Origin of the sequence: Bifidobacterium pongonis (genome assembly GCF_019331805.1) — a bacterium.
In the GTDB taxonomy this organism is placed as follows: Bacteria; Actinomycetota; Actinomycetes; order Actinomycetales; family Bifidobacteriaceae; genus Bifidobacterium; species Bifidobacterium pongonis.
On the sequence record NZ_JAHBBE010000020.1, the window covers coordinates 1 to 21,674 of the forward strand.

The 21,674-nt window shown below is 61.6% G+C and carries 16 protein-coding genes and 1 pseudogene; 2 read left to right on the top strand and 15 right to left on the bottom strand.

All coding sequences use genetic code 11. From position 1 onward, the window contains the following. Positions 1–183, top strand: a pseudogene (locus KIH75_RS06030) (hypothetical protein); the annotation flags it as partial. Positions 184–603: 420 nt separating this feature from the next. Here KIH75_RS06030 and KIH75_RS06035 read toward each other — a convergent pair. The 3 genes from KIH75_RS06035 to KIH75_RS06045 all read right to left on the bottom strand — a co-directional run bounded on the left by KIH75_RS06035 (position 604) and on the right by KIH75_RS06045 (position 3,982). Further along, positions 604–1,968 (bottom strand): PFL family protein, encoded by a 1,365-nt coding sequence (locus KIH75_RS06035; protein WP_070122717.1) that lies wholly within the window; start codon positions 1,966–1,968, stop codon positions 604–606. A 57-nt stretch (positions 1,969–2,025) separates the two neighbouring features. Beyond that, positions 2,026–2,298: an ACT domain-containing protein gene (locus KIH75_RS06040; RefSeq protein ID WP_003827114.1), complete on the bottom strand. Its 273-nt coding sequence runs from the start codon at positions 2,296–2,298 to the stop codon at positions 2,026–2,028. A gap of 307 nt (positions 2,299–2,605) precedes the next feature. Beyond that, positions 2,606–3,982, bottom strand: coding sequence for an MFS transporter (locus KIH75_RS06045; RefSeq protein WP_236028081.1), 1,377 nt, complete (start codon positions 3,980–3,982; stop codon positions 2,606–2,608). Positions 3,983–4,380: 398 nt separating this feature from the next. Here KIH75_RS06045 and KIH75_RS06050 point away from each other — a divergent pair, with 398 nt between their 5' ends. Continuing rightward, a complete protein-coding gene (locus KIH75_RS06050; protein ID WP_219055873.1) occupies positions 4,381–5,358 on the top strand; it encodes a YihY/virulence factor BrkB family protein in 978 nt (325 codons plus the stop codon). A gap of 110 nt (positions 5,359–5,468) precedes the next feature. Here the strand turns inward: KIH75_RS06050 and KIH75_RS06055 are convergent, their stop codons facing one another. From KIH75_RS06055 to KIH75_RS06110, 12 genes are all read right to left on the bottom strand, one after another. After that, positions 5,469–6,287, bottom strand: coding sequence for a DeoR/GlpR family DNA-binding transcription regulator (locus tag KIH75_RS06055; protein ID WP_219055874.1), 819 nt, complete (start codon positions 6,285–6,287; stop codon positions 5,469–5,471). A gap of 89 nt (positions 6,288–6,376) precedes the next feature. Next, on the bottom strand, positions 6,377–7,525 hold the full coding sequence (locus KIH75_RS06060) for a quinone-dependent dihydroorotate dehydrogenase (RefSeq protein ID WP_219055875.1): 1,149 nt from the start codon (positions 7,523–7,525) through the stop codon (positions 6,377–6,379). A gap of 30 nt (positions 7,526–7,555) precedes the next feature. Beyond that, positions 7,556–8,923 (bottom strand): NADH:flavin oxidoreductase/NADH oxidase, encoded by a 1,368-nt coding sequence (locus KIH75_RS06065; RefSeq protein WP_219055876.1) that lies wholly within the window; start codon positions 8,921–8,923, stop codon positions 7,556–7,558. 123 nt (positions 8,924–9,046) lie between these two features. Then, on the bottom strand, positions 9,047–11,386 hold the full coding sequence (locus KIH75_RS06070) for a transglycosylase domain-containing protein (protein ID WP_236028082.1): 2,340 nt from the start codon (positions 11,384–11,386) through the stop codon (positions 9,047–9,049). A gap of 260 nt (positions 11,387–11,646) precedes the next feature. Then, entirely contained in the window at positions 11,647–12,342 is a 696-nt protein-coding gene (locus tag KIH75_RS06075; protein WP_219055907.1) for a Crp/Fnr family transcriptional regulator, read from the bottom strand. Positions 12,343–12,492: 150 nt separating this feature from the next. Beyond that, the gene (locus tag KIH75_RS06080) at positions 12,493–13,680 is read right to left on the bottom strand and encodes a lipoate--protein ligase family protein (RefSeq protein ID WP_219055877.1); all 1,188 of its coding nucleotides are present in this window, start codon (positions 13,678–13,680) and stop codon (positions 12,493–12,495) included. A gap of 20 nt (positions 13,681–13,700) precedes the next feature. Continuing rightward, positions 13,701–14,372: a TM2 domain-containing protein gene (locus KIH75_RS06085; protein WP_219055878.1), complete on the bottom strand. Its 672-nt coding sequence runs from the start codon at positions 14,370–14,372 to the stop codon at positions 13,701–13,703. 210 nt (positions 14,373–14,582) lie between these two features. After that, a complete protein-coding gene (locus tag KIH75_RS06090; protein ID WP_033522276.1) occupies positions 14,583–15,629 on the bottom strand; it encodes a 3-isopropylmalate dehydrogenase in 1,047 nt (348 codons plus the stop codon). Between the two features lie 76 nt (positions 15,630–15,705). Beyond that, positions 15,706–18,249: a S9 family peptidase gene (locus KIH75_RS06095; RefSeq protein WP_219055879.1), complete on the bottom strand. Its 2,544-nt coding sequence runs from the start codon at positions 18,247–18,249 to the stop codon at positions 15,706–15,708. Between the two features lie 88 nt (positions 18,250–18,337). Beyond that, positions 18,338–19,555 (bottom strand): App1 family protein, encoded by a 1,218-nt coding sequence (locus tag KIH75_RS06100; protein ID WP_236028083.1) that lies wholly within the window; start codon positions 19,553–19,555, stop codon positions 18,338–18,340. Further along, positions 19,552–19,953: a glycine cleavage system protein GcvH gene (gcvH, locus tag KIH75_RS06105; RefSeq protein WP_219055880.1), complete on the bottom strand. Its 402-nt coding sequence runs from the start codon at positions 19,951–19,953 to the stop codon at positions 19,552–19,554. Before gcvH ends, KIH75_RS06100 begins: the two co-directional genes overlap by 4 nt. Before the next feature lie 54 nt (positions 19,954–20,007). Beyond that, positions 20,008–21,630, bottom strand: coding sequence for a L,D-transpeptidase (locus tag KIH75_RS06110; RefSeq protein WP_219055881.1), 1,623 nt, complete (start codon positions 21,628–21,630; stop codon positions 20,008–20,010). Between the last annotated feature and the right edge of the window lie 44 nt (positions 21,631–21,674).

A 21,674-nucleotide genomic window follows, 5' to 3' on the forward strand; every position in this document is an offset into this window, starting at 1 on the left:
AACGGCTCGTGCCTGACGGTCGCGCTGCTCGCGCCCCTGACGGGCGGGCTGGCCGTCATGCTGTGCCTGGACGCGGCCCGGCCCGGCCGGCGCCCCAGGGCCGCGGAACGCTGGGAGGGAGAGCTCCTGCGGATCGCGCGCGCCGCGACCATCCGGCCAGGCAAAACGGAAACAGACGAATAAACCAGCTGCATCAAGAAAATATGCAATCAACAGAAAAGCCCGGAGGCGACAACCTCCGGGCTTTAGAGAGAGAAGAGAGAAGAAGGGGATTCAATTATCGGGAACCTTGCGGTTCGGGGCTTTTTGCAGCTGAGACACAGTTAACCTCCCCAACCTTCAGGAACCACCATGTTTTTCTGCGAGTTTCCTGAGAATCCACGCTCCTTGGCACGCACGGCCGCATGCTCGCAACCACATGCCTGCAGTCGCACGCCTACAGTCACATGCCCGCCACAATCCACATGCCTGGAATCCGCACTCCCCCACCAAGCGCGTATCCCATATCCACATCCACACGCAAACACAAACACAAACACAAACACAAACACAACGGCCCCTCCGCGGAGGGGCCGAAGCAATGCACTCATGCGTGAAGATGCGCTAGTTCTTGAAGGAGTGGATCGGCGCCGGAATGCGGCCGCCACGGGTCACGAAGGCCTCGCAACTGGTCTGGTTCACCGGAATGATCGGCGCATAGCCCATCAGGCCGCCGAAGTTGGCCATCTCGCCCACGCCCTTGCCTTCCACCGGAATCACGCGCACGGCGGTGGTCTTCTGGTTGACCATGCCAATGGCGGCCTCGTCGGCGATGATGCCGGAAATGGTGGATGCGGTGGTGTCGCCGGGGATGGCGATCATGTCAAGACCGACGGAGCATACGCAGGTCATGGCCTCAAGCTTTTCGATCTTCAGGCAGCCGTTGGTGGCCGCATCGATCATGTTCTTGTCTTCGGAAACCGGGATGAACGCGCCGGACAGGCCGCCCACGTAGGAGGACGCCATGATGCCGCCCTTCTTCACCTGGTCGTTGAGCATGGCGAGCGCCGCGGTGGTGCCCGGAGCTCCGACCTGTTCGAGGCCGATCTTCTCCAGCACTTCGCCGACGGAATCACCCACGGCCGGGGTCGGGGCGAGCGAGAGATCGATGATGCCGAACGGTATGCCAAGGCGACGGGAGGCTTCCTGAGCCACCAGCTGGCCGACGCGCGTGATCTTGAACGCAGTGCGCTTGATGGTTTCGCACAGGAACTCGAAGTCCTTGCCCTTGGCCTCGTCCAATGCACGGGAGACCACGCCCGGGCCGGAAACGCCGACGTTGATCACGGCATCGCCTTCGGTCACGCCGTGGAAGCCGCCGGCCATGAACGGATTGTCGTCGGGGGCGTTGCAGAACGCCACGAATTTCACGCAGCCGTAGGAGTCGTTGTCGGCGGTGGCGTGCGCGATGTCCTTGATGATGTGGCCGAGCAGTTCGACGGAGTTCATGTCGATGCCGGTCTTGGTGGAGCCCACGTTCACGGAGGAGCACACGATGTCGGTTTCGGAAAGCGCCTGCGGCAGGGAGCGTATGAGCATCTCCTCGGCCGGGGTCATGGACTTGGACACGAGCGCGGAGTAGCCGCCGATCAGGTCGACGCCGACCTTCTTGGCCGCGCGGTCGAGTGCGTGCGCGATCTTGACGAAATCCTCGGAGCTCTTGCAAGAGCTTGCGCCGACCAGCGAGATCGGGGTGACGGTGATGCGCTTGTTGACGATCGGGATGCCGTAGTCGCGTTCGATGGCCTGGCCGGTGGATACGAGATCCTTGGCATAGGTGGTGATCTTGTTGTAGATGTTCTCGCAGACCTCGTCGACGCTGTCGGCGGCGCAGTCCAGCAGGCTGATGCCCATGGTGATGGTGCGCACGTCGAGCTTCTCCTGCTCGATCATCTTGTTGGTCTCGTGGACCTCCATGATATTCAGCATGGTTCTTCCTTATGGTTGCTCGGATTCGAAGATTCGGTTACTTGCCTGGCGTGCGGCTCAGACGCGGTGCATCTTGGTGAAGATCTCTTCACGCTGGCAGCGGATGCGCACGCCGATCTCCTCGCCGAGCTTGTCGAGATCGTCGACGACGGTGCCGAATTCCTCGTCGGCGTTGGAGTAGTCCACAATCATCATCATGTTGAAGAAACCGTCGATGATGGTCTGCGAAATGTCGAGTACGTTGACCTTGTGCGCGGAAAGATAGGTGCAGACGCGTGCGATGATGCCGACAGTGTCCTGACCGACGACGGTGATGATTGCCTTGTTCATGGAACTCCCTAATCGTTAGGTGCGAATATCCAGTTACCGCCTCGGCGAATTGCCGGACGTGCCCCCAAGTATAGGAAAGGCACGCGCCAAAGCGCGCTTTTTTGCCGCTTTCGCGTTACATGTTGAGACGCCGCGCTTCATGCCCGTGCGGCGTCAAACGTTTGCTGGATTCCGTGTCGCGATGAGGCCATAGCGGAATAAGGGCGAGGCGCCGAGCGCATTGCCCGTCGTCTCGCCCTTATATCCCATGCCCGTTGCCGGTTGGCGCTATCCGGTATCGAAAAGCGCCGCCCGGTATGCCCGGCGTTTACCGGTGCGCGCGCTCCTCTTTCAGGAAGAGCGACAGCACCGCCACGAGCACGATCAGCACCAGGCCGAATATGTAGCCGTATCGGGAGCCTGCGACGAATCCTTGCGCTTCGGTCGCGCCGGTTCCCAAGCCCAGCAGGCAGGTCGCCACGGACGTGCCGATCGCGCCCACGACCTGCTGCATGGTGTTGAGGATGGTGGATCCGTCGGCGGCGAGTTCCCTGGGCAGACCTTTCAGCGCGGCGGATTGTGCGGATTGCTGCATGAGCGGAATGCCGATCATAAATACGACGTGTGCGAGCACGAAGAAGGCCGGCGCGGTGTCGACGCCGATGGCGAGGAACAGCAGCGAACCGATGAACGCCAATACGATGCCGCCCCATACGAGCGGCCGGGCTCCGACCTTGTCGTACATGCGGCCTGATGCGAAGGAGCAGACGGCGTTGACCACGCCGCCGGCGAGCATCAGCATGCCTGCCGTGGAGGTGCTGAGGCCAAGTCCGCGCTGCAGTTCCTGCGGGGCGAGGTACATGATCGCCAGCGTGCAGGCGAACGAGCAGGTCACCATCAGCGCCGGGATGCGGAAGGTCGCGATGCCGAGCGCGCGCAGGTCAAGTACGGGGTTGCCGATGTGCAGCTGACGGTAGGCGTAGTATGCGATGACGAGTATGCCGATTGCCAGTAGGGCGATGACCAGGGCGGAGAAGCCCATGTCGGCTACCAGGCTCACGCCTGCCACGAGGCAGCCGAAGCCGATGATGGAGGCGATGACGGACGGCATGTCGATCTTCGGATGCGTCGTTTCGATCGGGGTGATGAAGAACGCCGCGGTGCAGATGATCGCGATGACGGCGACGATGGCGAATAGTATGAAGATCGCACGCCAGGAGAATGCGCCGATCATGAGGCCGGACAGGGTGGGTCCGATGACTGGCGCGAACATGATGACCAGTCCGGCGACGCCGTTGGCCGCGCCGATTTTCTTCGGCGGGAAGACGCGCATGATGGCGGCGTACATGGTCGGCAGCACGATGCCTGTGCCGATGCCTTGGATGATGCGTCCGGCCAGTACCAGCGGGAAGATCGGTGCCGCGGCAGACATCACCGATCCCACGAGGAAGCATGCGAGTGCGATTAGTACGAGGGCTTTCGCTTTGATCCATTTGAGCAGGAAGCCTACGCAGGGCAGGATCACGCCGATGGCGAGCATGTAGCCGACCACCATCCATTGCGCTGTGCCTGTGGTGATGTCGAATGCCGTGCATAGGTCGGGCAGCGCGATGTTCATGGATGTTTCCGACAGCATGCCGAGGAATGCGCCGATATACAGGCCGAGCATTACTTTGTGGGGGTGTTCGAAGCGGGGCTGCTGCATGGCGCCGTGCGCGCCGTTGGATGCGATATTGTGTTCGGAATTCTTGTTTACGCGTGCAGTTTCACTGACTGCGGGGGTTGTCTGATGTTCGGACAACGTGACCTCTGTTTTCTCTCAATGCGCGCTCGTGCCCGTCCTATCGTTCCTTCATTGGCACAATCCGCGCGTTATTCACTCGGTACTTGTGCCAACGAAACAGCTCTGCTGTAGTGACGCTTCGGTTTCGCGGCAAAGAAAAACCGCATGTCATGCTGATTGGTATCGGCTATGCCATGCGGTTTTCGAAAACATCGGTCACGCTATCATGATTACGATTGCTTCGTAAGCTGCTTGGGCGTGTCGCGTTTCGACGGCGAGGCATTCCCGGGTTGCGGGCGAATCTCCTCTACAGTGGAGTCATGGGTAGCAAGATAACGCGGATATTGACGCTGATCGACCACGCGTTCGTGTTTTGGAACAATACGTTTCCCGGGCGCATCATCAGCCGTTATGGCCGTCGTAACGGCGGGACGCTCGCCAACGGCATGGCTTACAATCTGCTGTTCGCGTTTTTCTCGGGCATTTGGACGGTGTTCGCCGTTGTCGCGTTGTTCTTCACCAAGAACATCGCTTTGTTGGATTGGCTTGTTTCTTCGCTTGAACATGCGATTCCGGGGTTGAGCATCACCGATTCCATGGTGAGCGGCGTTTCTTTCACCATGACGTGGACCGGCGTGCTGACGTTCTGCATTTTCGTGTGGAAGGTGTTGTGTTGTCTTGATGCGTGGCGTAATGCCGCGTGGACGATGATGGATGATCCGAAACCGTTTTTCGACCCGTTTCAGATTCGCTTGTGGGATGGTGTCGCGTTCATTCTGGTGGCGTTGCTGTTTATCGTTTCCAGTATCGCCGGCGTGGTTTCGGGTGGTATTGTGCGGCGTATCGTCAATCTGCTGCAGCGGTTCAATATGTTGAGGGGTACCAATACCGCGATCACGAATTCGGTGTTGCTTGATCTTTCCGCGTTCACGATCGGTTTGGTGTTGAATGTTCTGCTGATCGCGTTGATGTTCTGTTTTGTGGCGCGTATTCGTTGCGATAGGCGGCTGATTGTTTTCGTCTGTTTGATCGGCGGCTTGTCGATTTCCGTGCTTCAGCTGTTGGGGAGCCGTCTGTTGGGCGGTGCGACGTCGAATCCGTTGTTGGCTCCGTTCAGCATGTTCATCGGCGTGCTGATCTGGTTCAGTTTCATTGCGCAGATTCTGATGTATTGCGCCGCGTTCATTGGCGAGGCGCAGTCCACGCTTGATGAATGGGGTGATGGCGAGCGGGAGTTGAAGGCCATCGAGTCGAGGATGGCTGTGGTCAAACGGCGGAAGCGTTCGAAGGAAGTTTGAGCGGCGGCGCTGGCGTCGTGCGGTGCCGCCCGGGCGCACTCGACCGTTCGTCTGTTCGACGTTCGCCAGTTCGGCGTTCGTCGTTCAGTGGCGGGTGGCGGCTTGGCCGTTTATTCGCGGATGTCGGAGGTTTCCTCGGTGGAGGGTTCGATCTGCTTGGCCAATACGAGTTCGTTCACCAGTTCGCGGGTTTTCGCCGCGGTTTCGGGGTCGAGGCCGTCGTCGGTGATCACCGTGTCCACCTGTTCGAATCTGGCGAACAGCGAGAGCGACGTGCAGCTCCACTTTGTGTGGTCGGTGAGGATGATGGTGCGGTCGGCGATGTCCATCATTGCCATGTCGGTGGCGGCTTCGAGCGAGTTCGGCATCAGGAAGCCTCTGGGGATTGAGACGGAGTGTGTTCCCAGGAATACGGTGTTGACGCGCAGTGATGCGATCACTTTGTCGGCGATGGGGCCGACGAGCGAGTTGGATCGGGTGATCACGCCGCCGGTGACGATGACTTCGACGTCTTTCGATTCGAGCGCCTGTACGAGTTCCGCCACGGGGATCGAGTTGGTGAGGATGGTGATGCCGCTCGCCTGCTGGCTTTCGAGCAGGTGTTGAGCGAATACGTAGGCGGTGGTGCCGCCGCCGATGGCGATCACGTCGCCGGGCGACACGTAGCTTACGGCTTTTTGCGCGATGGCGTCTTTCAGCCCGATGTCCATCTGCGATTTGACGGAGAACAGGGGTTCGCTCAGCAGCGTGCTGGTGGTGACCGCGCCGCCGTGCACCCGCTTGAGCAGGCCTTTGTCGGCGAGTTCCGCGATGTCGCGTCGAACGGTCATCGCGGAAACGCCAAGTTCCTTGCTCAGTGCCGTGATGCGGACGGCACCGCGGGTGCGCAGACGGCTAAGGATCAGGTGTTGACGCTGTGACGAAATCATGTGCACATTATCGCACGCAATACACCATTAATCAAAACAGCTTGTACGTTTTCATGTCGGATTATGTGCTGTTTCGCCGGAGCGTCCGTTTACAGATCGGCTCCCACCGCATCGGCCACATGCTCGAAGCCGTCGCGCTTGAGCAGCTGCGCCAGGCCGCGCTTGAGCACGGTGATCTGCTGCGGACCGCGGTACATCAGGGCGGAGATGAACATCACCAGATCGGCACCCGCGCGGATCTTCGCGTACGCCTGCTCCGGGGTGAACACGCCGCCGATGCCCGCGATGGCGAAACGGTCGCCGTACGTGCGGCGCACCTGCGCCACCAGCGCCTCGGACGCCTTCGTGCACGGGCCGCCGGAAAGGCCACCCTCCCAATCGCGCGGAATCTCCATACCGGTGCGATCCTTCTGCAGATTGGCCAGCGACACGCCTTGCACGTTATGCTCGGCGAGAACATCGAGCAGTTCATGCAGTTCGCCCCACGACTTGTTCAACGGCAGCTTCACCAGCGTGGGCTGCGGGCGGTCGATCTCATCCAGCGCGGAGAAGAGTCTGTCGAGGTTCTCCGGTTTTTCGGTGAACGGTTCGCCGGCCGTGGTGTTCGGGCAGGAGACGTTCACTTCGACCATGGCAGTACGGCCCGCCGCACGACGCATCGAAATGCAGTAATCCTCGATGCCCTCGTCCATATCGCCGACCTTGTCGTCGTTGGTGCGGGCGATCGACACGGAGACCTGCATGTCACGGGCGTTCGTCCACGCCTGCTCGGCACGGTCGATCACCTTGTCGGAGCCCATGTTGGCCAGGCCGACATGCACCATCATCGAATCGTATTCCGGGAGCCTGTGGAACCACGGCTTCGGATTGCCCGGGCACGGGCGGGACGTGGTGGAACCCACCGTCTCGAAACCGAAGCCCACATTGTCCATCAGGACCGGCATCTCGCAGTTCTTGTCCAAGCCGGCGGACAGGCCGAACGGGTTGGTGAACTTCACGCCCATGACTTCGGTCTCCAGCACCGGGTCGGTGTAGTTGAGCATCTCGCGACATGCCCACATCAGCGGCGGCACGCGCTTGGTGACCTTGCAGAACGTGATCATATTGTCATGCGCCTGGTCCGGCGGCACGTTGAACACGAAATTCGGTTTGATGATGTTCTTATAGCCGAAGGTGAACAGGTCCGTGGTGGCCTTGTTCACGGCATCATGCCAGAAGCTTTCGGAAACGTAGCTCATAGTCGTCCTTTCGCAATGCGGTGGCACACGTCAGTGTACGCCGGTTCCGTAGGCCCCACGCACGTACGGCGACGGGTACGGGGCTTCGGCCTTCGGTACGCCGAGCTTGTACGCGGCGCGCAGCGGCCAGTACGGGTCACGCAGCGCGGCGCGTCCGATCTCCACGGCGTCCGCTTCACCTTTCTCAAGGATACGCTCCGCTTCCTTGGGCTTGGTGATCAGACCGACAGCGGTGACGGGAACGTCGGCGCGGGAGCGCACCTGCTGTGCGAACGGCACCTGATATTTCGGTTTGACGGGTACGGAAACGCCGGAGACGATGCCACCGGTGGACACGTCCACCAGGTCGACGTCATGATCCTTGAGCACCTTCGCCAGCGCCACAGTCTGGTCGAGATCCCAGCCGCCGGCCGCCCAATCGGTGGCGGAAACGCGCACCAGCAGCGGCATGTCGCCGGGGATGACGCTGCGGACCGCGTCCACCGTCTCCACCAGAAAGCGGATACGACCTTCGAAGTTTCCGCCGTACTCGTCCTCGCGCACGTTGCTCAGCGGGTCGAGGAACTGCGAGATCAGGTAGCCGTGCGCGGCATGGATTTCGATGGCTTGGAATCCGGCTTCCACGGCACGGCGTGCGGCCGCCGCGAACGCCCAGGTGATGCCGTGGATCTCGTCCACGCTCAGCGCACGAGGCGTGGCGTACCGCCCGTAGGCGACTTCGCTCGGGGCGACGGTGGGCCATCCGCCGGCCTCTTCGGGCACGGTGTTGGCGATATAGCCGAGGCCGAAACATCCGGTGGACCCCTTGCGACCGGCATGGTTGAGCTGGATGGCCGCCGTGGCGCCGGTCTCCTTGATGCCTTCCGCGATCCAACGCCAGGAGTCGATCTGGCCGTCCTCCCACAGGCCGACGTCATGCGGCGAGATGCGGCCTTCCGGGCAGACCGCGGTGGCTTCGACGATGACCATGCCGAATCCGCCCAATGCGCGGGAAACATAATGCTGGTAGTGGAATTGCGTGGGCTTGCCGTCGCATTCGAACACGGAATAGGTGTCCATCGGGGGCAGCCAGACGCGGTTGCGGACGGTCAGGCCGCGCAGCGTCATCGGCTCGAAAAGCGCCGGCTTGCCGGCATGCTTGCCGTGATCCTTGGCCTTGTGGTCCTTGGCCTTGCCGTCCTTGCGATGCTTGTCCTTGTCGCCTTTGCGCTTATCGGGCTTATCGCCCTTGCCGGACTTGCCGGTTTTCCCGGACTTGGCATCCTTGCCGTTCTTATCGGTTTTATCGGTTTTGCCGTTCTTGCCGGGTTTTGCCGAAGCGCCCGTCTGCGCCGCGGGATCTTTGCGAACGTCCGTGTTGCCGAATCCCCGAAAATCGAAATCCAATTCCTCAGCCATGCGCCCTCCTTGCTGCCGTGCGATGGTCCGCATTCATTGTATCGAACGGCCCCTATACGGGTTTCGCCCGCCATGCGATCGTGCATGGCGGGCGAAACCCTTGCCTGTATGCCGGTTCCCGGATCAGTTTCCGGCGTTGGTGTTGTTGTTCGCGGCGTTGTTGTCCGTGGTACCGCCGTTGTTCGTGGTCGCACCGTTATCGGTGGTTCCATTGTTGGCGGTGCCGTTGTTCGTGGTGCCGTTGTTGGTGGTCGTGCCGTTGTTCGTGGTGGTGCTCCTGTTGTAGGTCACGCCGCCGCTCGAAATGACGCTCGACCCGGTCTTCGAACCGGTACCCGTCAGGTACTTCGGATCCGCATTGCCGTAATTATTGTCGATGGGGATCTTCGCGGTGTCCAGATAGGTCTGCATGAACTTCTTCCATGCGGGCTCGGCGACATACATGCCGTACCACGTGGCATGGGTCTGGCCGTTGATCGTCCTGTAATTGAACGACTGCGGGCTTTCCGCGTTACCCACGGCCACGAAGGCCGAAACCTGCGGGACAAAGCCCGCCGTCAGCATGTACGTGTCTTCGTTGGTACCCGTCTTGGCGAAGGTCTTGCGGTTACCTGACAACTGGGCGTCGGTCGCGTTGCCGCCAGGCGTCGTCACGCCCTGATTGATCGCGTATGCGGTCGTCTGGGCGATCTGCGGATCGATGGCCTGATGGCAGTTCGCGGACGGCACCTTATAGGACTTGCCGCGCTGGTCGGTCATCTTGGTGATGGCGATCGGGGTGCATTCCACACCGTTCGCGGCGATGGTGGCGTACACGTTCGCCATGGTCAGCGGCGAGGCCTGCACGGCGCCGATGGTCATAGGAGCCTGGAAGGAGTTCGAATCGTACACGTCCTCCTTGCCCTGGATGGAGTTGTGGTAGCCCATGGATTTGGCCGCGTCCGCGATGGAGCACAGGCCGATCTGCTGCGCCATGGCACCTTGGGTGGTGTTGTGGGACATGACCAAACCCTGCAACGGGGTTTCGTTGGCCACCGTGCCGCCACCGGAGTTCTGCACCGACCAGCTGCCGGAGAAGCCGTACCCGTTGCAGCTGAAGTTGGCGATGTTGTACACCGTGGACGTACGCAGCACCTGATTGATCGGCTTGCCCTTCTGCATCCAGGCGACAAGGTTGATCGGCTTCCATGTCGAACCCACCTGGAAGCCCCAGCCGCCGCCATCGGCCTCGTCGACGGCATAGTTCACGGCGGTACGTGTGGAATCGGTTTTGGCCAGATCGGTGGCGTCGTAGGTTCGGTTCAGACCGAAGGCGAGCACTTCGCCGGTCCCCGGTCTGACCGCGGCGATCGCGACTTCGAAACCGGAGGGATCATCCGGCGGGATGGTTTCGCGTGCGGCGCTCATGGCCGCCGCATTCGCATGCACGTCCATCGTGGTGACGATGGTCAGACCGCCCTCCCTCAGCAGCTTGTTGCGTTCCGCCTCGGTTTCGCCGAACTCCTTGTTCTTCAGGATCTGGCGGGTCACGTAGTCGCAGAAGAACGCGGCGTCGCCGGCCACCTGACAGCCGGAGTCGACGTTCTGGATGTCGAGCATGTCCTTGAGCGGGATGCTCTGGGCGTCATCATGCTGCTTCTGGGAGATGTAGCCTTCCTGCAACATCAGGTCGAGCACGATGTCGCGCTGCTTCTGCGCCTCCTTCAGGTTGCCTTCCTCGGAGGGATCGTATCTTGCCGGGTTCTTCGTGATGGCGGCGATGGTGGCGGCCTGGCCGATGTTCAGTTTCGCCGCGGTGGTGTTGAAGTAGCGTTTCGCGGCGCTTTCCACGCCGTACAGGTTGTGGTTTCCGAACTGGGCGATGTTCAGATAGCCCTGCAGGATCTCGTACTTGGTGTACTTCTTTTCCATCTGCACTGCGATGAGCATCTCGCGCACCTTACGCGCGATGGTCTGTTCGGAGGCGTGGTACTGGGCGATGGAGTCGCCGCTTTCCCTCGCCTGCATGGACAGCACGTTCTTCACATACTGCTGGGTCAGCGACGAACCGCCCTGCATACTGCCCTTCTTCACGAAGGTCTGGACGAAGGCGCGCATCACGCCTTGGACGTCGACGCCGTGATGTTGGAAGAAACGACGATCCTCACGCGCGACCACGGCTTGGCGCATCGGCTTGGAGATCTTCTTCAGCGGGACGACGGTACGGTTATCTGCATAGAATTCGGCTATTTTCGTCTTGCCGTCCGAAGCGTACATCACGGACTTCTGGGGCAACGACGTCACATCAAAATCAACGCCTTCGACTTTCAGGGAAGGCACCACGGCTTTGGCGGTCTCATTCGCAAGGAATACGCCCGGCGCGAACAACGCGGCCACGAGCACGCCGCCGCCCACGCACAGCATGACGTAGGTCAACAGCAATGAGAGCACGCGACGAAGTGTCAGGGAGTTCTTTTTCGGCATGGTGCCCATACTATAGGGGCGACTGTACCGCTCCCACGGCCGCGAGCTCAAATGCGGAACGCTTGCGCGGAATGTGCACGCAACTTACATATTTGCGTCATAATGCCGGTATTCCAACGTTCAGCGTTCATCCAGCCGACGCGCAACCCGCGTCCAGATGGGGGGGCGTGAACGGTGCTGTTCACGTTCCGACATCGCAAACGTTTGTCTTCGGCAATGCCATCGTCCGCTTGCGCGGAACATTCGTTTTTTCATCTTCGCTATCTTCGCGAGCGCCGAATCAGCATGCCCGGCTGGTAGATGATGATGGAACGTCCGTCACGCGCGATCCAGCCGCGGTTCGCGAAATCCATCAGCGCCTTGTTCACGGTTTCGCGGCTCGAACCGACCAGCTGCGCCATTTCCTCCTGGGTCAGGTCGTGCGGCACTTTCAGACCGGCTTCGACCGGTTCGCCGAAGCGGGAGGCGAGGTTGATCAAGGTTTTCGCCAGACGTGCGGGAACGTCCTTGAATACCAGGTCGGAGATGCGTTCGTTGTTGTCGCGCATTCTTCCCGCCAGTACCTGCAGCATGTCCACCGCGACCTTGGGGTGTTCGTCGAGCCAATGGAACAGCACTTCGCGTTCCAGCCAGACCACGTTCGTGCCGTCATGCATCGCCAGTGCGGAAGCGGTTCTGGGCCCGCCTTTCGGGTCGAACACGGGGATTTCGCCGAGCATCTCCCCCGGCGCGTGGATGGACAGCAGCTGCACGCGGTGGTCGGACGATTCGCGGATCAGCTTGACCCTTCCCGATTCCAGGAAATACATGCGGTGGTCGGTCGCGCCCTGTTGGAAGATGACGTCGCCCTTGTCGTATGTTCCCCTGTTGAGATGCTCGATCAGCCCTTTGGCCTGTTCCGGCGACACCTGCTCGAATAGGGCGGTGTGGAACAGGATGTTCTCCTGCTCCGGCATCGCGTTCGGCTTGTCCGACACCTTGCACCCCTTCCTTGAACCGCCCTTGGTCGGTCGGTTTCGCAACCATCCGTCATATTCTAACGCGCTTCCTGCAATATCTCCGCGCTGAGGGTGCCCCCGTGCGCGTAGTGCCGCGGGCCGCCGCGCTCACCGCGTGTATGCCAGCAGCGAACGCATGAGATAATCGACGAGTTCGTCGCGCCCCATTCCCGTCTGCCGTTTCAGCGGGTCGACGCGTTTCACCGCCGACCGCACCGCCTTGTCGCGCATTTTCTCCTGGGAGACGTTGAGCACGCGGCCCATTTTCTCGGCGTCGATGTCGTAGGCGAGGGTCACGTGGTGGAGAATCGAACCGTGTGCCTTGGCATCGGCGTTTCCATGCGGGGCGGGGAACCTGCGTTGCGCGGCGCCACCGATTTTGCCGTATTGCGAGGCGATGTCGTTCAATCCGGAGAAACGTACGTCGAGTCCCAATCCCCGCAGCGCGTCGATGAGCCACGCGTCGCAGAGGCGGTATGAATGCGCGATGTCGATGCCTGCGGCGAAATCCGTGGGCGCGTACAGCGAATAGGTGATGGTGTTGCCGGGTTCGATGAACATGGCGCCGCCGCCCGTCGAACGGCGTACGATGCGCAGCCCCTCCTCTTGCGCCACGTCCTCATGCACTTCGTCGCGCATCGACTGGAATCTGCCGATCACCACGCAGGGTGCCGACCACTGCCAGAATCGCATGGTCGGTTTGCGCAGTCCTTCGGCCACTTCGCGCGCCCATCGCACGTCGGTGTCCATCTGTTCCTGCGGGTCGCGCGGCGTATCGAGCACCACGTCGGGGGCGAGCCGTAGCCAACGTTCATGCCATTGCGCATCCCGCTCCCCCGTGTTTTCCGTTCCCGCACCGGCGAGCATGTTGGGCTTGCGTCCGCTCTCAAACACGGCCTGTGGCGTTCCCGCATCGCCATGTACGAACGCCCGCATGAACGCGGTGGCTATGGCATGGGCATCGGCTCCCAGCAACCGTACGTCCGGATGGTCTTCCAACACATCGCGTATTACATGTTCCACGCGATGTTCCACATGCGTTTCCGTTCCGGAAGTCCTCGCTTCCGCGCCGCCGCTCGCGTCGGAATCGTCAGAATCGCCAAGAATCGCCGGAATACAACACTCCATGGTCCGTTCGATCTGGTTCAGGACCGTCCGAATCTCCATATCATTGCCGTCGATGAAGAAATCGCCGTCCAGGCGGCAACGCCATGAACCACCGTCGCCACGCACCATGGAAACCCCGGCGAGTTTGCCGCCGGGGGTTTTGCATTCGCCTCGCATAACGTTCGACATGCCGCCGTCCGCCTGCGCCGTCAATCCCTGAGCTCGATGCCGTTGCCGTCCCTATGCCAGCTGCTTCCATAGGTGGAACACAGGATGAGAATGCCTTCGATCAGGCCCCAGATCCCCGCGATGGCGGGGCCGATGAGCACAATCCAACCGAGCAGGGTCAACAGCAGCTGGGCCACGGCTTTGCCGGTATTACCGAGGTAGAAGTTGTGCACGCCGAGCGAGCCGAGGAAGATGCCCAGCAGCCCGGCCGCGAGCTTGGACTTCTGCCCGGGCGCGTACACGCTCTGAGGAGCGGGCTGCGGGTTCGGCATCTGGCGGTACGCGTACTGGTCGTATGTCTGCTGACCATAGCCCGCCTGGTTCGGCTGCTGGTACGGCTGCTGGTATTGCGCGTACTGTGGCTGGCCGTAGGTGTTCTGCTGCCATCCGTACGGCTGCGCCTGAGGCTGCTGTGGTTGAGGTTGCTGTGGTTGTTGGGGCTGTCTGTAAGCGGTCTGCTGACCGTAGGGCTGACTGTACTGCTGACCGTACTGCTGACCTTGCGGATTCTGGGGATTCTGGGGATTCTGCGTGTACGGATTCTGCGTGTACGGATTCTGCTGATACTGCTGGCTGCCGGACTGGAACGGCTCGCCGTTGCCGCCGTTGAAGAACTGATTGTCGGGGTTACCCGGATCGTTGAAATCACTCATGCACCGACTATAACATCAGTCGCTCGCCGCCCTATGCCGTCTATCACATCGCGTAATCCGCCATTTCGCTCGGCTCTCACGCACCAATCGTCCTGCCTGCGCCATCCGCACCATCCACGCCGCGGTCCACGGTATACGAAGACCCGCCCCATTCCGCCATATGCGGAATCGAAGCGGGCCTTAAACGTCACGCCACGTATGCGTCACATGTCACATGCGTGCGAGAATGTCGCGACCCACCTCATCGGTGGAACGCGTGGTCGAACCGAGTTCCTCGATATCGGCTTCCACCGCGGCGTGAATCTTCGCGGCGGCCTCATCGAAGCCGAGGTGCTCGAGCAGCATGGCTGCGGACAGGATGGCCGCGGTCGGGTTGGCCTTGTTCTGGCCGGCGATATCCGGCGCGGAACCGTGGATCGGCTCGAACATGGACGGGTATTCGTCGGAGGCGTTGATGCAGCCGGATGCGGAGTATCCGACGCCGCCGACCACCGCACCGGCCTCATCGGTAAGGATGTCGCCGAAGAGGTTGTCGGTCAGGATCACGTCGAAGCGAGACGGGTTGGACACCAGGAAGATGGTGGTCGCGTCGATGTGCAGGTAGTCGTGCGTGACCTCGGGGTACTCCTCGGCCACCTTGTCGACGATGCGCTGCCACATGTCGCCCGCGTTGACCAGCACGTTCTTCTTGTGCACCAGGGTGACGTGCTTCCTGCGCTTCATGGCGAGCTGGAAAGCGTAACGCACCACACGCTCGACACCGTAGGCGGTGTTGATGGAGACCTCGGTGGCCACCTCGTTCGGGGTGTTGCGACGGACCGCGCCGCCGGCACCGCAGTACAAACCTTCGGTGCCTTCACGCACGACCACGAAGTCGATGTCGCCCGGGTTGGCGAGCGGCGAGGTGACGCCCTTGTACAGCTTGGACGGACGCAGGTTGACGTACTGGTCCAGATCGAAACGCAGCTTGAGCAGCAGGCCGCGTTCCAGGATGCCGGCCTTGATGCGTGGATCACCGACGGCACCCAGCAGGATGGCGTCGGTCTTCTTGATGCGCTCCTCCTCATCCTCGGGCAGGATCGCACCGTCGCGCAGGTAACGCTCGGCACCGAGATCGAACTTCTCGTACTCGAATTCGGCCACGCCTTCGGCGGCCTTCTCCAGAGCCTTCTGGGCCCACGGAGTCACTTCCTTGCCAATGCCATCGCCGGGAATGACGGCGATCTTGTACTTCTTCGATGTGGTGTTTTCACTCATGCCTGAGACGTTACACATCCCGTTGCCGCCGCTCACGAAGCCGTTCAATTCGTGGACATGCACGGATATGCCGCGATCAGTGCGCGATACCCATCACACCAAGACACCAGGCATTCTCGTAGGCGAGCTCCCGCCACTGCTTGTAGCGGCCGGAAATGCCGCCGTGCCCGGCCTCCACCTCGATCTTGGCGATGGCGTCGACGCCCGCGCCTTGCAGGCGGGCAAGCCATTTCAGCGGTTCCACGTACAGCACGCGGGTGTCGTTCATCGACGTGGTGATGAAGATCTTCGGGAAGACCTTCACGCGCGGGTCGTCCCGGCGTTCCGGCGCGTTCTCGTACGGCGTGTACGACTTCATGTACCGGTACACCTCGGCATCGTGCAGCGGGTCGCCCCACTCGTCCCATTCGGTGACGGTGAGCGGCAGCGACGGGTCGAGGATCGAAGTCAGCGCGTCCACGAACGGCACGTCCGCTTCGATACCGGCGAACCTCTCCGGCGCGAGATTCGCCACCGCGCCCATGAGCAGTCCACCGGCGGAACCGCCATCGGCCACCGTGCGCGAAGGATTCGCCAATCCCGCATTCTGCAGGGCGGCGGTCGCGTCCACGAAATCCTCGAACGTGTGCCTCTTGTTCAGTCTTCTGCCCTGCTCATACCATGCACGGCCCATCTCGCCGCCGCCACGGATATGCGGCACGGCGTACAGCACGCCGCGGTCGAGCAGGCTGATGCGCGCCACAGAGAATCTGGGGTCGGAGCTGATCTCGTAGGCGCCATACCCGGTGACGAACATCGCGGAATCGCAGGTCGGCACATCCCTGCGCCACACCAGCGAGACGGGGATGCGTTCGCCGTCGCGGGCCGTGATCCACACGCGGCGTTCCATGTAATCGCGCGGATTGAAATCGCCGAGCACCGTGGCGCGTTTGAGCAGACGGTCCTCGCCGGTGGCAGGGTCCACGTCATGCAGTTCGCCCGGCCTGGTGTAGCTGGAGAAGGAGTAACGCATGCGCGGCGCGTCATACGACGGGTTGCCGCCCGCACCGATGGAATACAGTCGTCTCGTCTCGCCCGGCATCGCGTCGGCGGTCGCGCCGTCCGACGAGGTCATCGCCTTGCGGGAAGCGCCGTGCACCGCATTGCCGTCGCCTTGGGCACGCACGAAATCGTCGATCGTCTCGGAGGCGTCACGCACCGCATGGGGACCGGCGGTATCGTCCTCCATGCCACCCACGGCCTTCCAGACCGCGGCGCGTTCCTCGTTCACCTCGTCCACGGATTCGTCCACATCCCAATCGTCGTCAAGCGCGGGAGGCACGAGTTCGGTGAATCGCCACGGTCGGTGCGCGAGGAAATCCTCGGCGGCGGCGCGCTTGGTCATCACCGCGAGATGCGGCAGGCTTTCCGCACGGTACGACATCGTCACGAAATTGCGGTGGATGGCGATGCCTTCGATGCCCAACCCGTGCGCCCCCTGCAGAATCGCCGGGTTTCCGGGGTTCGAATAGGGCGCTCCGATGGGTTTGGCGGAAGCGCCGGGCTCCACCTCGTCGCCCTGCTCGCACCCGTAAGGCGAACCGGCGGCCACGCATACGCCCTCACCCAGGCGGTACGGCGGTTCATGCCCGCGCATGTCGATGACATCGATTTCGAAATTCGGGTTCAGCGCGTTGTGGTACACCACTGCGACCGGAATGTCGGACCCGTTCTCCCCCGCGCCTTCGAAGCAGGCGAAGCTCACATCGTATTCCACATCGTCCTCGCGCGGGATGAACGCCTGGAATTCGCCTTCCGGATCGTCCACCGGAAGCATGAGCACCTCCGTGGAGGTTTTCGAACCGGTGCCGATCACGATGCTGCGCTCGTCGAAGGAGAGCCCGACACCGGCCCAGAAGCGCTCGTCCTGCTCACGGAACACTTCGACGTCGGATTCGACCGGCGTGCCCACGCGATGGCGGAACACCGCGCACGGTCTCCACGCGTCGTCGAGCACGGTGTAGAACACCCATTGCGCGTCCGGCGTGAAGCACGCCCCCGAAATGCCCTTGAACACTTCCGGCAATTCCTCGCCTGTGGACAGGTCACGGATGCGGAAATCGTAGCGTTCGTCGCCGGCGACGTCCACGCCGTACAGCATCCAGCGCCCGTCCTTACTGATATCCATGCCGCCGATGCGGAAGAAATCATGGCCTTCGGATTCGCGGTTCGCGTCGAATACGATCTGCTCGCCCGGCATACTGCCCGGTTCGCCTTCGGCGTTCACCTGTGGCGGGTCCCAATCGTCCGGCCCGTCGATCGGCATACGGCACTGCACCGCATACTGTTTGCCCTGCTGCGTGCGGGTGAAATACCAGTAGCCGTCCATGCGCGTCGGTACCGACATGTCGGTTTCCTGCACATGGGATTTGAACTCCTCGAACAGGGTGTCTCGCAACGACGCCAACGGCTTGTTGCGTTCCTCGCACAGGCGGTTCTGGGCGGCCACATAGTCGCCGACATCCTGCGACTGCTTGTCCCGCATCCACTCATAGGGGTCGACGAACGTATCGCCGTGATGTTCACGCCTGAACGGCACCTGCTTCGCCATCGGCACTTCTCTGTTCCCGCTTTCGGTCATAGCCGTCCATTGTAGCGGCTCCCCGAGGCGGCCGGCCGGGAATGCAATCCCCCCGACACCGGCGTGTCCCGCCAACCGCATGGCACGGCTACTGGTCGAGATGCATGGCCAGATACGGAAGCATGGTTTTCATCAGGTTCACGCCGGTCGTGCCGACGAACACCGGCACGTCGGTGACCGGCATGGGTTGCGTGGCGGTCAGACCGGTGGTCATGCCCAACGGCGAGGTTTCACGCGGCGTGAGCTGCCTGATGGCGATGGCGAGCACGCGCCCCGGGTACCGTTTGGCGATGGTGGCGTACGTGGTCGGATCGCGCTGGCCGTCGTCACCAACGAGGATGAACTTCATGTCAGGGAAATCCGACATGAGCTGTTCGGCGAATTCAAGCTTGTGCTGCGGCCCGGAGGGGACGAAACTTTTCGGCCTGGGGTCGAGGTCGCGCAGCAGCAGCGGCCCTTCGGGGAACCCATGGTCGGCGATGAAATGGCGGATCGACCCTTCGACGTTCCACGGCGAGGTCGACAGGTAGAAGAACGGCGCATCGGGGAACAAATCGGCGATCTTGTTGAACAGCACGCTCATGCCCGGCACGGAACTGCGCTTGAACGGGTCGAGGAACAGCAGGTTCCATGCGGCCTTCCACAGCACCGGCGCCTGGGTGATCATCACCGTATCGTCCACGTCGCTGATCACGCCGATCTTCGCGGAGGACGGAATGGTGTACAGGCGCGATTTCACCGGTTTGCGGCCATTCACGCGGTACGAGACCTGGTGCACGCCCGGGTCGAGATGATAGTCGGCCAGCAGATCCAGATAACCGGAACGGTCGGAGAGCGCGTATTCGCTGTCGATGTCCGGGCTGTTGCCGGGCTTGTCGTAGGTTTCCCTATCGCCGACCTGAACGGTTTCCAACGGCGTCTCGTCGATGCGGATCTTCACCTGCGTCTGCGGCGCAGGAACGGTCAACATGCCGCGGATGCCCCTCGTCGCACGCCCGTATTCGCTGCGTTCCGGCGCATATACGGTGCGGCAGATCAAACGCGAGAACTCCTCCGTGCCATACCCCACGTAGGGGTTGACGCGGGGGAACCAGCCGAGCTTCTTCGCGGCATGCGTGGCGAAATACGCCCACCCGCCGAACGCGCCGGTCACCGCACGGCGCGCGGCACGCACCAGAGGCGGTTTGACTTCGATACGCTCCCTGGGGGACGCGGCGTCGAAGGTCGTGACCGCGTGACGCGCCGGAATCGGCACGGTGGGCATATCGTCGGATCTTTGATCCGGGGTGCCTGCAGGCATGGTCATCGAATAACCTTCGCGTATTCCTCGGCGGTCAGCAGTTCGGGCTCATCGTCCTCAAGCTCGATTTTGAACAGCCAGCCTTCGCCGTACGGATCGCCGTTGACGACGCTGGGATCGTCGCTCACCGCCTGGTTCACGTAGCGGATCGTGCCGGATACGGGGGCGATCAGCGGTTCGACGGCCTTGGAGGATTCGAGTTCGAACACTTCGTCACCGGCTTCGACATGCGTGCCGGGTTCAGGCAGGTCGATGTACACGAGTTCGCCGAGCTGTTCGGCCGCGTACTCGGTGATGCCGACCATCGCGGGATCCGCGGAACGATCGATCCACACGTGGTCCTGCGAATATTCCAGATGATCCGGAACGTCAAGGTTCAATGGCGTATCCTGTGCTTCGCTCATGTCCTATTCCCCTTATCAGATGATGGGTTACGATTCGACGGCCCTGCGGTTCGCTCAGCGGACCGCGCCGGAGGGCTGGGAGCCGATCACCTGCACCAGCGTACCCTCACCGCAGTGCTCGTAGATCCACTTCGAATCCTGCTCGTACATGTTCACGCAACCGTGCGAACCGTAGTTGACCGGGTCGCCGATCTTGATGCCGGTGTAGTTCCAGGAGGCGGTGTGGAACGCCACGCCGCTCTTCGTGAAGTAGCTCACCCACTTCACGCCCGGGGAGACGTACGGGGTGCCGTCGTCGTTGTTGCCGCGCATGGTCTGCGAGGCGTACCTGAGCCAGATGGTGTAGTTGCCGTTGGGCGTCTCGTGGATGTTCGAACCGGTGCAGGCCGGGAAGGTCTTGACCGCCTGCTCGTTCTGGTACACGGTGACGCTTTGGCTGGACTTGTCCACCACGATGCGCCATTCGCTCTTCTTCTGCTTGGTTTCGAACTTCTTGACGTCGGATTCCGCCTGCAGGGTGGCGCCGTCACCGGTTTTGAGGGCGGAGAGCACCTGCGCCGCGGTGTTGTCGGTGTTCTTGACGGTCAGTCCGTTCACGCCCTTCGTGGCGGCTTCGAGGATGACGGTGCCGTTGTTGTCGACGAGATCCTCCTGATTGACGGCCTCCTGATTGAGTTGTTCGGGCATTGCGGCGGCGAGATACGTCTTGATGGCTTCGGCATCGTAGTCAAGCGTGATCTGGCCTTGCGAGGGGTCGCCGTTGGGCTTGATCCACTTGGCGACCTCGTCCACGGGAATTTCGAACTGCTTGGTGTCGCCGTTCGAAATGACGATCTTGTTGGTCAGGCGACGGTTGGCCTCATCGGCGGTTTTCTGCGCCGTCTCCAAGGTAATGGGCATGTCGACCTGCTTGTTGGTGATTTCCACCGTGGCGTTGTTGCCGGGATTCTTGATGGCCTGTTCCACGGCTTCGCTGACCGGCTGCACGTCGGGAGCGTCGCCTTCACGGCCTTCGGTGGCGACGAAGGACTGCGAGTTCGCGTCGTAGGCGATGGAGGATGCCACGGCGCGTTCATCGTCGCTGATCAGCTTGGAGGACAGGAAACTGCTCATCTCATAGGTGTTCACCTTCGCTGAGAGCTTGACGTCCTCATGGGAGAACGGGTTCAGGCGGGAAATGTCCTGCAGGATGTTCGAGGACTTCTTGGCGGACAGCAGATCGTCCACCGTCTTGTTGACGTCCACGCTCACACCGAGGTTCTTCAGCGTGGCGGACACCTGCCTGTCGTGGTCGCCCTTGACGACGATGGAGGAATCCTCCACCGCCTTCTTCACCGTGGAGGTCAGCGCGGCGCGATCCTGGCCGACCACCTTGACGGATCCGAAACGCACGCCCGGAGCCACGCGATCGGCGTAATGCCAGCGTGCGGTGAAGAACACCGCGATGATCGCGACTAGCAGCACCGCGATCGCGACCAGCAGCACGATCAGTCCCTTATGAGACTTCTTCTTCGCGCCACCGTCGCCTTCCGCGGGGAATCCCGGGAAATCATCGGGCTCGGAAGGAGGGAAGCCACCTAATCCACCGACCCCCTGGACGGTGTTCGCACCCACCGGATTGATGACCGTGGTGTCGGCCATATCCTGCAGGTACACTTGCTCCGTATTCTTCGCCATTGTCGTAGTCCTTGGTTCTTGTTTTCTTTTTCTCTCTCGACGCA

Bases quoted from the DNA above. Each gene is read 5' to 3' on its own strand.
- KIH75_RS06035 (WP_070122717.1), bottom strand. From the start codon at position 1,968: ATGCTGAATATCATGGAGGTCCACGAGACCAACAAGATGATCGAGCAG.
- KIH75_RS06040 (WP_003827114.1), bottom strand. From the start codon at position 2,298: ATGAACAAGGCAATCATCACCGTCGTCGGTCAGGACACTGTCGGCATC.
- KIH75_RS06045 (WP_236028081.1), bottom strand. From the start codon at position 3,982: ATGCAGCAGCCCCGCTTCGAACACCCCCACAAAGTAATGCTCGGCCTG.
- KIH75_RS06050 (WP_219055873.1), top strand. From the start codon at position 4,381: ATGGGTAGCAAGATAACGCGGATATTGACGCTGATCGACCACGCGTTC.
- KIH75_RS06055 (WP_219055874.1), bottom strand. From the start codon at position 6,287: ATGATTTCGTCACAGCGTCAACACCTGATCCTTAGCCGTCTGCGCACC.
- KIH75_RS06060 (WP_219055875.1), bottom strand. From the start codon at position 7,525: ATGAGCTACGTTTCCGAAAGCTTCTGGCATGATGCCGTGAACAAGGCC.
- KIH75_RS06065 (WP_219055876.1), bottom strand. From the start codon at position 8,923: ATGGCTGAGGAATTGGATTTCGATTTTCGGGGATTCGGCAACACGGAC.
- KIH75_RS06070 (WP_236028082.1), bottom strand. From the start codon at position 11,386: ATGCCGAAAAAGAACTCCCTGACACTTCGTCGCGTGCTCTCATTGCTG.
- KIH75_RS06075 (WP_219055907.1), bottom strand. From the start codon at position 12,342: ATGCCGGAGCAGGAGAACATCCTGTTCCACACCGCCCTATTCGAGCAG.
- KIH75_RS06080 (WP_219055877.1), bottom strand. From the start codon at position 13,680: ATGTCGAACGTTATGCGAGGCGAATGCAAAACCCCCGGCGGCAAACTC.
- KIH75_RS06085 (WP_219055878.1), bottom strand. From the start codon at position 14,372: ATGAGTGATTTCAACGATCCGGGTAACCCCGACAATCAGTTCTTCAAC.
- KIH75_RS06090 (WP_033522276.1), bottom strand. From the start codon at position 15,629: ATGAGTGAAAACACCACATCGAAGAAGTACAAGATCGCCGTCATTCCC.
- KIH75_RS06095 (WP_219055879.1), bottom strand. From the start codon at position 18,249: ATGACCGAAAGCGGGAACAGAGAAGTGCCGATGGCGAAGCAGGTGCCG.
- KIH75_RS06100 (WP_236028083.1), bottom strand. From the start codon at position 19,555: ATGACCATGCCTGCAGGCACCCCGGATCAAAGATCCGACGATATGCCC.
- gcvH (WP_219055880.1), bottom strand. From the start codon at position 19,953: ATGAGCGAAGCACAGGATACGCCATTGAACCTTGACGTTCCGGATCAT.
- KIH75_RS06110 (WP_219055881.1), bottom strand. From the start codon at position 21,630: ATGGCGAAGAATACGGAGCAAGTGTACCTGCAGGATATGGCCGACACC.